Source organism: Nocardia sp. NPDC127606, from assembly GCF_042671725.1.
Taxonomy (GTDB): domain Bacteria; phylum Actinomycetota; class Actinomycetes; order Mycobacteriales; family Mycobacteriaceae; genus Nocardia.
In genome coordinates this window covers 223157-235801 of record NZ_JBHXWQ010000002.1, presented here as the reverse complement: position 1 = coordinate 235801, position 12645 = coordinate 223157, and the positions used below count along the sequence as shown (strand labels likewise).

At 67.3% G+C, this 12645-nt stretch carries 16 protein-coding genes; all 16 read right to left on the bottom strand.

What is annotated here, in order from left to right; all coding sequences use genetic code 11:
• Nucleotides 1–20 precede the first annotated feature (20 nt).
• Nucleotides 21–578, bottom strand: a complete 558-nt coding sequence (locus tag ACFVJ5_RS11835) for a DUF1772 domain-containing protein (RefSeq protein ID WP_379219983.1) — start codon at nucleotides 576–578, stop codon at nucleotides 21–23.
• A 124-nt stretch (nucleotides 579–702) separates the two neighbouring features.
• Nucleotides 703–1314, bottom strand: a complete 612-nt coding sequence (locus tag ACFVJ5_RS11830; protein WP_101464728.1) for an FHA domain-containing protein — start codon at nucleotides 1312–1314, stop codon at nucleotides 703–705.
• Nucleotides 1315–1604: 290 nt separating this feature from the next.
• Nucleotides 1605–1967 (bottom strand): Lsr2 family protein, encoded by a 363-nt coding sequence (locus tag ACFVJ5_RS11825; RefSeq protein WP_067454241.1) that lies wholly within the window; start codon nucleotides 1965–1967, stop codon nucleotides 1605–1607.
• A gap of 115 nt (nucleotides 1968–2082) precedes the next feature.
• Entirely contained in the window at nucleotides 2083–3549 is a 1467-nt protein-coding gene (lysS, locus tag ACFVJ5_RS11820) for a lysine--tRNA ligase (protein ID WP_379220618.1), read from the bottom strand.
• 272 nt (nucleotides 3550–3821) lie between these two features.
• Complete coding sequence (locus ACFVJ5_RS11815) at nucleotides 3822–4244, bottom strand: rhodanese-like domain-containing protein (RefSeq protein WP_378632437.1); 423 nt, start codon at nucleotides 4242–4244, stop codon at nucleotides 3822–3824.
• 8 nt (nucleotides 4245–4252) lie between these two features.
• Nucleotides 4253–4849, bottom strand: a complete 597-nt coding sequence (locus ACFVJ5_RS11810; RefSeq protein ID WP_379219982.1) for a cysteine dioxygenase — start codon at nucleotides 4847–4849, stop codon at nucleotides 4253–4255.
• A gap of 128 nt (nucleotides 4850–4977) precedes the next feature.
• Entirely contained in the window at nucleotides 4978–5760 is a 783-nt protein-coding gene (locus ACFVJ5_RS11805; RefSeq protein WP_379219981.1) for a type III pantothenate kinase, read from the bottom strand.
• 22 nt (nucleotides 5761–5782) lie between these two features.
• The gene (gene panD, locus ACFVJ5_RS11800; RefSeq protein WP_357370408.1) at nucleotides 5783–6202 is read right to left on the bottom strand and encodes an aspartate 1-decarboxylase; all 420 of its coding nucleotides are present in this window, start codon (nucleotides 6200–6202) and stop codon (nucleotides 5783–5785) included.
• 12 nt (nucleotides 6203–6214) lie between these two features.
• Entirely contained in the window at nucleotides 6215–7171 is a 957-nt protein-coding gene (panC, locus tag ACFVJ5_RS11795; RefSeq protein ID WP_379219980.1) for a pantoate--beta-alanine ligase, read from the bottom strand.
• Nucleotides 7171–8079, bottom strand: coding sequence for a Rossmann-like and DUF2520 domain-containing protein (locus ACFVJ5_RS11790; protein ID WP_379220616.1), 909 nt, complete (start codon nucleotides 8077–8079; stop codon nucleotides 7171–7173). Before ACFVJ5_RS11790 ends, panC begins: the two co-directional genes overlap by 1 nt.
• Before the next feature lie 317 nt (nucleotides 8080–8396).
• A complete protein-coding gene (locus ACFVJ5_RS11785; protein WP_379219979.1) occupies nucleotides 8397–9494 on the bottom strand; it encodes a DUF6779 domain-containing protein in 1098 nt (365 codons plus the stop codon).
• Nucleotides 9495–9562: 68 nt separating this feature from the next.
• The gene (locus tag ACFVJ5_RS11780) at nucleotides 9563–10036 is read right to left on the bottom strand and encodes a DUF3180 domain-containing protein (RefSeq protein WP_379219978.1); all 474 of its coding nucleotides are present in this window, start codon (nucleotides 10034–10036) and stop codon (nucleotides 9563–9565) included.
• Nucleotides 10030–10569 carry a 2-amino-4-hydroxy-6-hydroxymethyldihydropteridine diphosphokinase gene (gene folK, locus ACFVJ5_RS11775; protein ID WP_379219977.1) on the bottom strand — a complete coding sequence of 180 codons (540 nt, stop codon included), beginning with the start codon at nucleotides 10567–10569 and terminating at the stop codon, nucleotides 10030–10032. The genes ACFVJ5_RS11780 and folK overlap by 7 nt, the downstream gene beginning before the upstream one ends.
• Nucleotides 10566–10988: a dihydroneopterin aldolase gene (folB, locus tag ACFVJ5_RS11770; protein ID WP_379219976.1), complete on the bottom strand. Its 423-nt coding sequence runs from the start codon at nucleotides 10986–10988 to the stop codon at nucleotides 10566–10568. The genes folK and folB overlap by 4 nt, the downstream gene beginning before the upstream one ends.
• A gap of 58 nt (nucleotides 10989–11046) precedes the next feature.
• A complete protein-coding gene (folP, locus tag ACFVJ5_RS11765; protein ID WP_379219975.1) occupies nucleotides 11047–11931 on the bottom strand; it encodes a dihydropteroate synthase in 885 nt (294 codons plus the stop codon).
• On the bottom strand, nucleotides 11928–12542 hold the full coding sequence (gene folE / locus ACFVJ5_RS11760) for a GTP cyclohydrolase I FolE (RefSeq protein ID WP_378632433.1): 615 nt from the start codon (nucleotides 12540–12542) through the stop codon (nucleotides 11928–11930). The genes folP and folE overlap by 4 nt, the downstream gene beginning before the upstream one ends.
• Nucleotides 12543–12645: the final 103 nt, after the last annotated feature.

The following is a 12645-nucleotide window of genomic DNA, read 5'->3' as shown; positions in this document are numbered from 1 at the left end:
GTTCTAGTGATCGCGTGGCACTACCGGCCGTAAACCATCGCCACCGGCGCCGCGGCCACCTCGGTGGTCGAACTCGACTTACCCTGCTGCACGCCGGCGGCGAACAGCGCGCCACACAGCACCAGGAACGCGGCCGTGTGCAGCACCGCGCGGACGATATTCCAGCGAACCCAGGTCGCCTCGAAATCCGCACGGACGGTGGCAGTGTCGGCGATCGACGCCGGATCACCCGCCGCGGCGAGCGCGTCGTTGAGCGGCACGTTCAGCCCCGCGGTGACGGCGAACGCGATCACGTTGAGCGCCAACGCGATTCCGATCCAGATCAGCGTCGAGCGCTGTTCCTTACCGAGGTGCAGAGCGGCCGCCAGCGCGGTGAAACCGACCGTGCCCATGAAGCCGAACATGAACCAGGGGTTGATGATCACGACGTTGATCTTCTGCATCACGTCGATCAGCGTGCGGTCGTCGGTGCGGGCCAGCGCCGGCATCACCGAGATCGCGTAGGCGTAGAACACGCCGGCGATGAGTCCGGTACTGAGCAGGGCCAGCACCATGGTGGCCATCCGAACTGCGAACATGCGATGTCTCCTGACTCGTGGTCCGGAGCTTCGATCCCGTGCTCCGGTGATACGAGTAAGTCAACCGCCCAGACCGGATCCGCGACATAGTTCAGACGCTCACCGACCTACGCGAACGTCGCGCTCACAAATCGTGGTCGGAGATCAGACCGCTCTGCATCGCCAGCGCGGCCAATCGGGTGCGCTTCTGGTTCTGCGGCAGGTTTTCCACCCCGAACTTCGCGAACAAGGCGCGCAGGTGGGTTTTGATGGCATCGATCGAGAGGAACAATTCCTCGGCGATCTGCTGATTCGACGCGGGCGTCGCGAATCCGGTGCCGTGTTTGTACGGACGGCACAGCGCGACCAGCACCGCGCGCTGGGTCTCGGTCAGTGAGCGCATCGTGGGGATGGACCCGGACGCGGTATGCGTCGCGTCATCCACCACACCGCCGAAATCGAAGAAATGCACGAGCGTGGTCCCGACCCGAATCCGGTCGCCGGGACTCAGCCGACGCCGCCCGACCAGCCGCTCGCCGTTGACGAAGGTGCCGTTGCGCGACAGTCCGTCATCGATGATGGTCCAGTGCGCACCGAGATGTTCGACCGCCGCGTGCAGCCGGGAAACCTCGGCGTCCCACGCGAGCACCAGGTCGGCCTGCACATTGCGCCCGATGGTGACACGCTGCTGCCCGGCCTCCAGGGCCAATTCATGCTGCTTACCGGTGTCGTCGGTATACCGCAGGAAGGAACTCACTGCGCGACACCGCCGGATACTCGAAACACCTTGTGCACGGCCAACAGTCTACTTCCCTACCACCCCGAACCCGCACGACCCGGACGCGAAAACCCGACCCGACATCGGCCGACCCCCGATCCCAGCCCCGTACGCCCCGACCTCGAGGAGGGGCAGGCAGGCTCAGCCTGCCGTTCGCGGCCGTCCCGCTGTTGAGGTGCCGTTGCGTACGCGACGAAGGAGCAAGCAACGGCTCCTCAACAGCGGGACCGCCGGGGCCGCGAACACGCGGCGCCCGCGCCGCCGATATCTCAGCTCTTGCCGACCTCTTTGTTGTATGCCTCGGTGATTTCCGCCGAGATACGGCCACGGGCCGAGACCTTGTGACCCTTACGGCGTGCCCATTCGCGAATTGCGGCGCTCTGTTCGCGGTCCATGGAAACGCGGCTCTTGCCCTGCGGCGCGGGCGCACCGGCAGCCTTCACCCGACGACGGCCACTCACACGGCGGGCGTTGGCGACCCACTCGTCCAGGCCTTCGCGCAGGCGCGCCGCATTTGCGTCCGACAGATCGATCTCGTACGACACCCCATCGATAGCGAACTCGATGGTCTCGTCCGCGATGGACTCACCGTCGACATCGTCGATCAGGCTAACGGTGACCTTCTTTGCCATGAGATGAACGTCCTCTCGAAATCGTCAAGCCTGCCTCCAGGCCGAATACCCGAGGCAAGAATACCCCGAAATGCGAAATTTCCAACACGGGGTCTTCACCCCGTGAATTCACTGGTCAGCGACTAGTGGGCCGCACAATCGGGAACAGGATCGTTTCCCGGATTCCAGAACCCGTGAGTGCCATCAACAAGCGATCGATTCCCATACCGGTTCCGGTGGTCGGCGGCATACCGTGTTCCATCGCGGCGAGGAAGTCTTCATCGAGCACCATGGCCTCGTCATCGCCTGCCGCGGCCAACCTGGCCTGGTCGACGAAGCGTTCCCGCTGGATCACCGGGTCCACCAGTTCCGAATAGCCCGTTGCCAACTCGAAGCCGCGAACATAGAGGTCCCACTTCTCGGTGACGCCGGACTTGCTGCGATGCTGACGAGTCAGCGGTGAAGTCTCGACCGGGAAGTCACGAACGAAAGTCGGCGCGTAGAGCTTGTCGCCATACGCGTGTTCCCATAGTTCTTCGACCAGTTTCCCGTGACCGTAGCCCTTGTCCGAAGGAATTTCCAGACCCACCCGATCGGCGAGCGCGAGCAATTCCTCGACAGTGGTTTCCGGAGTGACCTCGACACCGATCGACTCCGACAGCGAGGGATACATCTCGACGGTGGTCCACTCGCCTCCGAGATCATATTCAGTGCCGTCGGCAAGCGTCACCAGAAGGGTGCCGAATGCCTCGTGCGCGACTTCCTGGATCAATTCTCGGGTCATCGTCGCCGAGTCGTCATAGGTGCCGTAGGCCTCGTAGGTTTCCAGCATCGCGAACTCGGGCGAATGGGTCGAGTCGGCGCCTTCGTTGCGGAAGTTCCGGTTGATCTCGAAGACCTTCTCCAGGCCACCGACCACGCAACGCTTGAGGAACAGCTCCGGCGCGATGCGCAGGAAAAGATCCATGTCGAGCGCGTTGGAACGGGTGACGAACGGACGCGCGGCGGCGCCACCGTGGATGGTCTGCAGCATCGGGGTCTCGACCTCGAGGAACCCGCGGCGCTCCAGCGCGTTGCGCAGCGCACGGACCACGTTCACGCGGGTACGGGCCATTTCCCTGGCCTCTGGACGCACGATCAGGTCGACATAGCGCTGACGAACGCGCGACTCCTCGTTCATCTCCTTGTGCGCCACCGGCAGCGGGCGCAGCGACTTGGCCGCCATCGACCAGGAATCGGCCATCACGCTCAATTCGCCGGTCCGCGACGAGATGACCTCGCCGTGCACGAACACGAAGTCACCGAGGTCGACATCGGCCTTCCATGCCGCCAGCGCGTCGGCGCCGACACCGTTGAGGCTGATCATCGCCTGCAACTTGGTGCCGTCGCCTTCCTGCAGCGTGGCGAAGCACAGCTTGCCGGTATTACGAACGAAAATGACGCGACCCGCGATACCGGCCTGCAGGCCGGTCTGGGTGTCGGCTTCCAGATCCGGGTAGGCGGCACGGATTTCGGCCAGCGTGTGGGTGCGTGGCACCACCACCGGATAGGCCTCACCACCCTCGGTGAGCAGCCGTTCGCGCTTGTCCCGGCGAATCCGCATCTGCTCGGGAACATCGATGTCCACAGCGGAAGTGGCGGCGCGGCCGGGTGCGGCGGGGTTAGGAGTGCTCACGTTCGACAACATTAGCGGTCCCCGGAAATGGATTTGCCGCTCCCCCGCTCCCCCGCCCCTCCGTGTATTCAGCGGACCGTCCGGAAGCACGGCCGTCAGCTCTCGGCCTCACGTTATGCGTACGAGGGCCCGGAGGTGGCTAGCGAGTTACCCATGCGCTCGCGAAATCAGTGAGGCACTTCACAATTCGTGCGGCGCAGTTACAGCGAGGCCAGCGCGTCCACCTCGCGGGCGAAATGCGGGACGCCGATGCCGACCGTCAACAGCCCCGCCGATTTCAACGCCTGGTATCCACCGATCACATCGGTGGCCCGATGCAACCCCAGCTCCTGCAACGCGGCCGCCGCCAAACTCGACGTGTACCCCTCCGAGCAGAAGATGACCCATTCCACGTCGTGATCAACAGCGAGGGACAACCGGGCCGACGAGGTCGGATCCAGCCGCCATTCCAGGACATTTCGCTCGATCACCAGCGCGCCGGGCAGCGAACCTTCGCGTACCCGCTGGGCGGCCGGTCGGATGTCGACCAGAATCGCGCCACGCTCCAGCGCGGCGGCCACGTCGTACACATACACCCGGTGCAATCGCGCGCGAGCGTTCTCGAGCATCTGATCAATCGTCAATCGGCTCATCACAGATCACCTTCGGGCTGGTCGGTGAGGACGGTTTTGGTTCGGCGCAACGTTCCGTGGCCGGTCACTTCGTAATACGACATCGCCGACAGCGGCGGGGAATAGGCGTGCACGCTCAAGGTGGGATCGAGCGGACCGACGGATTCGGCGACGGCGGGCGCGCGCACCACGTCGTGCACCCAGCCGATCGGGAACGACGCCTGATCACCCGCGGCGAGCGTGCGCCTGCGTAACTCCTTGCCATTCCAGCGGTATTCCGAAAGCGCGCCGCTCAGCACGGTCAGGGCGCCGAGCGAGCCGGCGTGATCGTGCAAATCGGTGAATTTGCCCGGCGTCCAGCTGATCAGCCAGACATCGACCTCGTCGTCTTGCGAAAGGCGGGTCGCCCAGCGCTCGTCGGCCGGCCAGATACCGTCGGCCGGCAGGAGGTGGTCGTAGCGACCGGAGAGGACGTCTTCGGCGCCTTCGTCGGTGAGTCGCAGCAGGTCAGCGGGCCGCAACCGAGTCGGCAACGCCGAGGCGATCGCCCGGTCGAGTGGGGGCGTCGCGGAGTACTCGTCGCGTGCGGACGGAAGGGAAAGGACAGAAGAACGCATGAGCGCATCTCCAGGAGGTGAGAAAACGGTCGAGGGAAAACGTCAGCCTCGAACGGTCGAGGCAGATTAGCCTCGACAACACTCCTGGGTGCTCACACGGAAGATCACGAGCGATAGTTTAGCAGACACTACTTTTTGTTGCGCTCGTAGACGTGACGCAGGCCGGTCAGCGTGAGATGCGGGACGTGCTGGTCGATGGTTTCCGACTCGGGCACGATCAGCGGCGCGCCCGCCCCCGTCGCGACGACGGTGACATCGGTGCCCGCGAACGCGTCGAATTCGTCGCGGATGCGGTCGACCAGCCCGTCGACCAGCCCGGCGAACCCGAAGATCGCGCCGGACTGAATGCATTCCATGCTGTTCTTGCCCACCACCGAACGCGGCCGAGCCAGCTCGACGCGACGCATCGCGCTGCGCTCCACCAGCGCCTCGGCGGAGATCTCCACACCGGGCGCGATCACGCCGCCGAGGAATTCCCCCTTGGCCGAGACCAGGTCGACGCAGATCGCGGTGCCGAAGTCGACGACGATCGCGGGCCCGCCGAAGCTACGGAACGCGGCAAGACAGTTGACGATGCGGTCGGCGCCGACTTCCTTCGGATTGTCGACCAGCAGCGGAATACCTGTTCGCACGCCCGGTTCCACCAGCACATGCGGCACATGAGACCAGTAGCGCGCCAGCATGGCGCGCAGTTCGCGCAGCACCGGCGGCACGGTCGACAGCGCCGAGACACCGACGATCCGATCGAGATCGTCGCCGACCAGCCCGCGCACCTGCATGGCGAACTCGTCCGCGGTGATCAGCGGATTGGTGTGAATCCGCCAGTGCCGCACCAGTTTCGCGTGTTCGCCGCTACCGGAGAACAGGCCGAGCTCGATCCCGGTGTTGCGGACGTCGATCGTCAGCAGCATGGTCCTGGGTCCCCCGCCCGGCTCAGACGAACGACAGCGAGCGCGGCGAGGTGAGGCCCGAGCCCTCCGGTGCGTGCGCGGGGTCGCTGCCCAGCTCCACCGGACGGTTGTGGTCGTCGACGAAGACCACCTTCGGGTCGTACTCGCGGACCTCTGCCTCGTCCATCTGGCCGTAGGCGATGAGGATGACCAGGTCGCCCGGGTGCACGAGGTGGGCGGCGGCACCGTTGATGCCGATCACGCCCGAACCGCGCTCGCCGGCGATCACGTAGGTCTCGAGGCGGGCGCCGTTGTCGATGTCGACGATGCAGACCTGCTCACCCTCGAGCAGATCGGCGGCGTCGAGCAGATCCTGGTCGACGGTCACCGAGCCGACATAGTGCAGGTCGGCATGGGTCACGGTGGCACGGTGGATCTTCGACTTCATCATGGTGCGCAACATCGTCGTCGCCTTTCAGTGCGCCTGCGAGGCAGGGAGGGAGTTCGCGTCGGGATGCCCGTCGATCTGGGCGCCGAGTACTACGGGAGCGTTGTCGATCAGGCGGGTGTCGCCGACTTTGGCGGCGACCAGCAGGCGGGCGTTGCCCGCGGTGGGGGCCGGACCCAGGTTCGCGTCGCGCAGTTCGAGGTAGTCGACATCGAGGCCGTCGACCGCGTCGAGAACCGAGCGAGCGGTCTGGACGACCGCCTCCGCGCCGAGACCGGCGGCGTGGCGGCCCGCGGCGAGCGCGGCCGACAGCGCGAGCGCCGACTCGCGCTGGGTGGCGTCGAGGAAGCGGTTGCGCGAGGACAGGGCGAGGCCGTCGGGCTCGCGGACGGTCGGATAGGCGACGATCTTCGCGTCCATGTTCAGGTCGCGCACCATCTGCCGGATCAGCGTCAGCTGCTGATAGTCCTTTTCACCGAAATACGCTTCGGAGGCGTGGGTGATGTTGAGCAGCTTCGCGACGACGGTGAGCATGCCCGCGAAATGCGTCGGCCTGCTGCCGCCTTCGAGCTCGGCGCCGAGTGGGCCCGGCTGGATCGTGGTACGCATGCCGTCCGGGTACATATCGGAAACGGACGGCGCGAAGACCAGGTCAACGCCCTCGGTGCGGAGCAGCTCGAGGTCGGCGTCGAGGGTGCGCGGGTAGGCATCGAGGTCTTCGTTCGCGCCGAACTGCAGCGGGTTGACGAAGATCGAGACGATCACGACCTGGTTGTTGAGCTTGGCCTGACGAATCAGCGCGAGGTGCCCCTCGTGCAGCGCGCCCATCGTCGGCACGAAACCGACCGTGCGACCGGCCCCGCGCAGGGCCTTGGCGACCGTGTCGAGCACCTCGGGGTTGTGGTGCACGGTGAGCACGCCCGCCTTGAAAGCGCCGGTGGCGCGGGCGCCACCCTGGTGGTGATGCACTTCTCGGGGTTCCATCAGTGGCCTTCCTTGGCGAGGAGCTCCAGCAGTGCCGGATCGGTGTGGGCGAGTTGGGCCGTGCGCAACGAGTTGGCTCGGTAGGCCTCGGCCAGGCGGTCGTCGACCTGCTCGAGCGCGGCCAGATGGGCGGCGACGGCGTCGACATCGCCGCGGGCGACCGGACCGGTCAGTGCGGCCTGGCCGCGACGCAAGGCGTTGTCGAGGGCGGCCGAGGCGAGCGGGGCGAGCAGCCGTTCGGCGAGGCCGCCGGGCTGATCGTCGACCAGCGGCTGGCCGAGCAGACCGGGGCCGGAGAGGGATTCGCGCAGCGCCGCGACGGCGTCGACGATCACCGTGACCAGGTGATTGCTGCCGTGGGCGAGGGCCGCATGATAGAGCGAACGCTGATCTTCCTCGACGCGAACCGGTTCGCCGCCCATCTCGATCACCAGCGCCTGCGCGATGGCGTAGCCGACCTCGTCGGCGGCGGTGACGCCGAAACAGGCATTGGCGAGTCGGGCGATGTCCTCGTCGTGGCCGGTGAAGGTCATGGCGGGGTGGATCGCGAGGCCGAGCGCGCCCTGCTTCGTCAGCGGTTCGAGAATCGCGACGCCGTTCGCGCCGGAGGTGTGCACGACGATGGTGCCGGGGCGGACCACGTTCGCACCGGCGAGGCCACGGACCAGCCCGGCCAGTTCGGCGTCGGGAACGGCGAGCAGGAGCAGTTCACTGCGCTGGGCGATCTGCTCGATCGGCAGAACCTGGGCTTCGGGCAGCCGGGTATGGGCGCGATGCACCGAGGCGTCGGAGATCGCGGCGACACCGAAGACCACGTGGCCGGCTCGCTCGAGCGCTACGCCGAGTGCGGAACCCACTCGTCCCGCCGAGACGATTCCTACCGTCAGTCGTGCGGGCGCTGGATCCATTCGTGCGGGCACGGCGTCGCCACTCGTTTTCGCGCCATCAGGGTTGACACTTCTCGAGGTCAACGTTGTCCTCTCGATTTGCGTTCCAGTCCCGCGGTGCGGGTACCAGACGTTCGCTTCGAGAATAGAGGGAGTTACTCGAAGACCGCCACACGCCCCCACCGTGATCTAGCGCTCACCTGGTCCGCCACTCCGCGTATTCAGGCCAGACCCAGGTGCGTGGTGATGGGTGGACGCGGCCGAGGGTTTGCCGGTGGGCGAGCTGGCTGTTGTTGGTGATTGCCCATGTTCTCGCGCGAGAACGGTGTTGCGACCAGCTAGGTACGCGGAGAGGCGGAACCGGTGGACTCCGATTCGAGGTTGGCCATGATGTCTGCCACCGACAGTCGGGCCGTGCCCTCGGTTTCGGCGCGGCGGCGTCGACGGGAGCTGGTGCCGACCGAGGGGGCCTTCTCGGGGCGGGTGGCCGGGGGCTGGGCGGGCTCCGGGGTGGCCTCGGCCGTCGCTACGGGAGCCGGGGCAGGTTCGGCCGTGGCGGCCGGTGCCGGGGTCGGCTCGGCCGCAGCCGGGGCGGGCTCGGGGGCAGCGGCCGAGTTGCCGTTGGTGGGGGTCTCGGCCGGGAGGACCGTCTCCGACACCTGGCGGGTGTTCGGCGAGGACAGACGCGGCGGCGGCGTCTTTCCCGATGACTTGGCCGGTGCGACGGGCTGCGCGTCGGCGGTCGCCTGCTGGGTTTCGGCGTACTCGTCGAGCTGCACGGCCGAGGTCTCGGCGGTGACCGGGTCGTCGTACGGGTCGGCGAAATTGGCCGAAACCGGTTGCATGAAGACAGGTTTCAGTGCGCTGGGCGGTTGCTGCCACGGGCCGAACCAGGCAGCGGTGGCATCCTCGGGGCTATCGTCGAAACCGTGGTCCGGCTCGTCGAAGGCATTGAAGCCACCGGCGGGCAACGCGTCGATCCGCACCGCGTCGGCCTGCAGTGCAGGTTGCTCGTCGGGCAGGGCGCCGTCGAAGAGGACCTGCAGATTCTGGCGCAGCAGGGTCAGCTCGGCGCGCAGTGCGGCGATTTCGGAGGAGTCGGCGCCGACCTCGGCACGCACCCGCGCCTCGACGCCCATCTCGTACTCACGGCGTGCGTTGATCTCGCGCTCCAACTGCAACTCGTACACCGTCTGCAGATCGCGCACCTTCGCCTTGTCGACGGCCGCGTCCTTGCGGTAGCGGGTAGCCGCGAGCGCGCCGATCACCGCCGCCCACAGGGCTGCTACCAGGCCGATCCGCACGTATTGGACGTTTTCGCTGAAGATCAGGAAAACACTGGCGGTCAGACCGAGCAGGATGAGGAAACCGACGAAGAATTTTCCCGCGTCGTCCCGCCGTCGTCGGGGCGCCGTGCTGCGGGAGGGTGAAACCATGAGGGCCAGGGTAGCCGGAATCGGCTGGTCGGCCCACCAAAGGTTGTGGTGATTCCATTCGCAAGTTGCTACGTAGTAGCGGGATCGTCGGTCGGGTCCTCGGGTGCCCGGCAGCAATACTCCAGCCACAAAGCCGCAGCAACCAGGGCCGAACCGGCCAGCAGCCCGACCACCGCACCCGGCGAATCGGTAGCGGCGGCGGTCACGGTCCCGCGCTGTGGGAAAACCCACAGCAGGAAACCCAGCCACACACCCGCGGCCAGCGAACCCACCTGCAACGACGCCTTCGCCAGCGCCACGCCCCTGGCGACATTGATCGGGTGCATCTGGCCCGGGCCGTCGCCGATCTGCTCATCGGCGATCTTGGCCTTGATCGCGAAGCCGAGCGTCGCCTCGATCGCGGCGACCGGCAGCAGCGAGGCGCCCGCGGCCACCGAGATCGACGGGAAGCTGGAATAGGCGAACCGGGTGGCGACCCAGGCCACCGCGGCGGCCACCACCACGTTCAGCGCGAGGTCGAGTACCCGGGTGGGTTTCAGCACGAGCCGGCACTTTCCTCGCGTAGCGCCAGATCGGTACGGACCACGCCGTCCTTCTCGGACTGGTCGAGTCCGGCGAGCAACTGCGCGATCGGACGGGCGACCCCGTCGACGAGAAGGTGCGCGGACGGCTCGACGGCCGACCACGGGATGAGCACGAAGGCCCGGTTGTGGGCCTGCGGGTGCGGCAGGATCAGCGTCGGGTCGGTGTCGCGGGCGATCGCCGTGCCGGTGCTGTCGGCGCACTGGACCACGTCGACGTCGAGGGTGCGCGCACCCCAGCGGACCTCGCGAACACGGCCCGCCGCCTGCTCGAGCTCCTGACCGAAACGTAGCCAGGCGTAATCGTCGAAGGCCGGATCCTCGGCTGTGACAACAGCATTGAGATAATCGTCTTGGTCGACGCCACCCCACGGCGCGGTCGAGTAGACCGGCGAAACCGCCACGACCCGCTCCCCCAGCGCGTCGAGCACGCTGCGCAGATGCGCGAGCCGATCGCCCAGATTCGAGCCGATCGAGAGCACCGCACGAGTCATCGGCGCTGCCCCGGGGCCTCCGTGCGATACCGGGTGGCCACCACGCGCACGTCTTCGAAGGTGTGCGGGATCGGCGCCGACGGCTTGTGCACGACCGCCTCCACCGCCTCGATCCGCGGGTCGGCCATCACGTCGTCGGCGATCTCGGAGACCACTGTTTCGATCAGATCGCGCGGCGGACCGGTCACGATGCGTACGGCGCGCTCGGCGAGCGCGCCGTAGTCGACGGTGTCGGCGAGGTCGTCGGACGCGGCGGCCGCGGCGAAATCGACCCACACTGTCAGATCGACGACGAATTCCTGGCCGTCACGACGCTCGAAATCGAACACTCCGTGCCTGCCGAAAGCACGCAGGCCGCGCAGCTCGATCCGCGACGAGGCGGGCCTGCCCGCGGGCGGCGGCAGCAGAGGCAAGTTCATCGGAGGGCTCCTCGGAGAGTGACTCGGACGCCTGTGGCGGTTCGGGTGGCGAGGACGTTCACGGCGCGAGCCCTCGGGCAGCGGCCGATCGAGCGTCGGCGGCTCGACGCCAGGCATCGACGACGGCGATGGCGTCGAGGGAGGCCCGGACATCGTGCACGCGCACGCCCCAGGCGCCGTGGGTGGCGGCGAGGGCGGACAGGGTGGCGGTGGCGGTTTCGCGGCCGTCGGGCGGGCGTGGGCCGGATTCGTCGGCCAGCAGAGCGCCGAGGAAACGTTTGCGCGAGGCGCCGATCAAGATCGGGAATCCGCCTGCCGCCAGCTCCGGGAGAGCGGCGAGGAGTTCCCAGTTGTGTTCGGCGTTCTTGGCGAAGCCGAGGCCGGGGTCGAGGATCAGCCGGTCCGGGGTCACTCCCGCGGCGACAGCGAGGTCGACCTGAGCGGTGAGTTCGGCGTTCACCTCGGCGACCACGTCGTCGTAGTGATCGGCCGGGCCGGTGTGCCGGTAGTCGGCACCCGCCCGCCAGTGCATGAGGATCCACGGCACGCCCGCTTCGGCGACGACCTTCACCATGTTCGGGTCGGCACGGCCGCCGGAGACGTCGTTCACCACCGAGACGCCTGCCTCCAGCGCGGCCTCGGCGACCTCGGCGCGCATGGTGTCGACACTGGTCGGCACCCCGGCGGCGACCAGTCCGCGGATCACCGGAGCAACCCTGGCGGCCTCGGCGGCCGGGTCGACCCGGTCGGCCCCCGGCCTGGTGGATTCACCACCCACATCGACGATGTCGGCGCCCGCCTCGTACAGCTCGACACCGTGCGCGATCGCGAGTTCGGGATCGAGGTAGCGACCGCCGTCGGAGAAGGAATCAGCGGTCACGTTGACCACACCCATGACCACGCAGGAGCGCTGGTCACGGGGGGTCACCAGTGCCTCGCTCATTTGCGCAGGATCAGGTCCAGCGCCTCGGATCGCGAGGCGGAGTCGGTTTGCAGCTGGCCGCGCACCGCCGAGGTGGTGGTGCTGGCACCGGGCTTACGGATTCCCCTCATGGCCATGCACAGGTGCTCGGCCTCGATCACCACGATCGCGCCGCGCGGATCCAGTCGGCGCATCACCGCGTCGGCGATCTGGCTGGTCAGCCGCTCCTGCACCTGGGGGCGCTTGGCGTAGAGATCAACCACGCGCGCCAGCTTCGACAGCCCCGTCACCCGGCCGTGCGGGCCGGGGATGTAGCCGACGTGCGCGACGCCGTGGAACGAGACCAGGTGATGCTCGCAGGTAGAGAACATCGGGATGTCGCGAACCAGCACGAGTTCCTGGTGACCCTCGTCGAACGTGGTCGCCAGCACCGCATCGGGCTCGGTGTAGAGCCCGGCGAACATCTCCCGATAAGCACGCGCCACTCGCGCGGGCGTGTCCAGCAGGCCGGGGCGGTCGGGATCCTCACCGACCGCGAGCAGCAGCTCACGCACCGCGTTCTCGGCGCGCTCCTGATCGAACGGCAAACCGGTCGCCAGCGCCGTCAGCACCGACGGACTGGTCGCACCCAGCTCACCTGCCGGATCGAGTTCCTGCTTGTTGGCCGACAACTTCTCCGCACCTCCGTGATATTTGCGGCTGGCGCCGCGGGTTCTCGGCCCTGTTCTCCGCTCA

Bases quoted from the DNA above. Each gene is read 5' to 3' on its own strand.
- ACFVJ5_RS11835 (WP_379219983.1), bottom strand. From the start codon at position 578: ATGTTCGCAGTTCGGATGGCCACCATGGTGCTGGCCCTGCTCAGTACC.
- ACFVJ5_RS11825 (WP_067454241.1), bottom strand. From the start codon at position 1,967: ATGGCAAAGAAGGTCACCGTTAGCCTGATCGACGATGTCGACGGTGAG.
- lysS (WP_379220618.1), bottom strand. From the start codon at position 3,549: ATGCGGATTCGCCGGGACAAGCGCGAACGGCTGCTCACCGAGGGTGGT.
- ACFVJ5_RS11810 (WP_379219982.1), bottom strand. From the start codon at position 4,849: ATGCGTTCTTCTGTCCTTTCCCTTCCGTCCGCACGCGACGAGTACTCC.
- ACFVJ5_RS11805 (WP_379219981.1), bottom strand. From the start codon at position 5,760: ATGCTGCTGACGATCGACGTCCGCAACACCGGGATCGAGCTCGGCCTG.
- panD (WP_357370408.1), bottom strand. From the start codon at position 6,202: ATGTTGCGCACCATGATGAAGTCGAAGATCCACCGTGCCACCGTGACC.
- panC (WP_379219980.1), bottom strand. From the start codon at position 7,171: ATGGAACCCCGAGAAGTGCATCACCACCAGGGTGGCGCCCGCGCCACC.
- ACFVJ5_RS11790 (WP_379220616.1), bottom strand. From the start codon at position 8,079: ATGGATCCAGCGCCCGCACGACTGACGGTAGGAATCGTCTCGGCGGGA.
- ACFVJ5_RS11785 (WP_379219979.1), bottom strand. From the start codon at position 9,494: ATGGTTTCACCCTCCCGCAGCACGGCGCCCCGACGACGGCGGGACGAC.
- folK (WP_379219977.1), bottom strand. From the start codon at position 10,569: ATGACTCGTGCGGTGCTCTCGATCGGCTCGAATCTGGGCGATCGGCTC.
- folB (WP_379219976.1), bottom strand. From the start codon at position 10,988: ATGAACTTGCCTCTGCTGCCGCCGCCCGCGGGCAGGCCCGCCTCGTCG.
- folP (WP_379219975.1), bottom strand. From the start codon at position 11,931: ATGAGCGAGGCACTGGTGACCCCCCGTGACCAGCGCTCCTGCGTGGTC.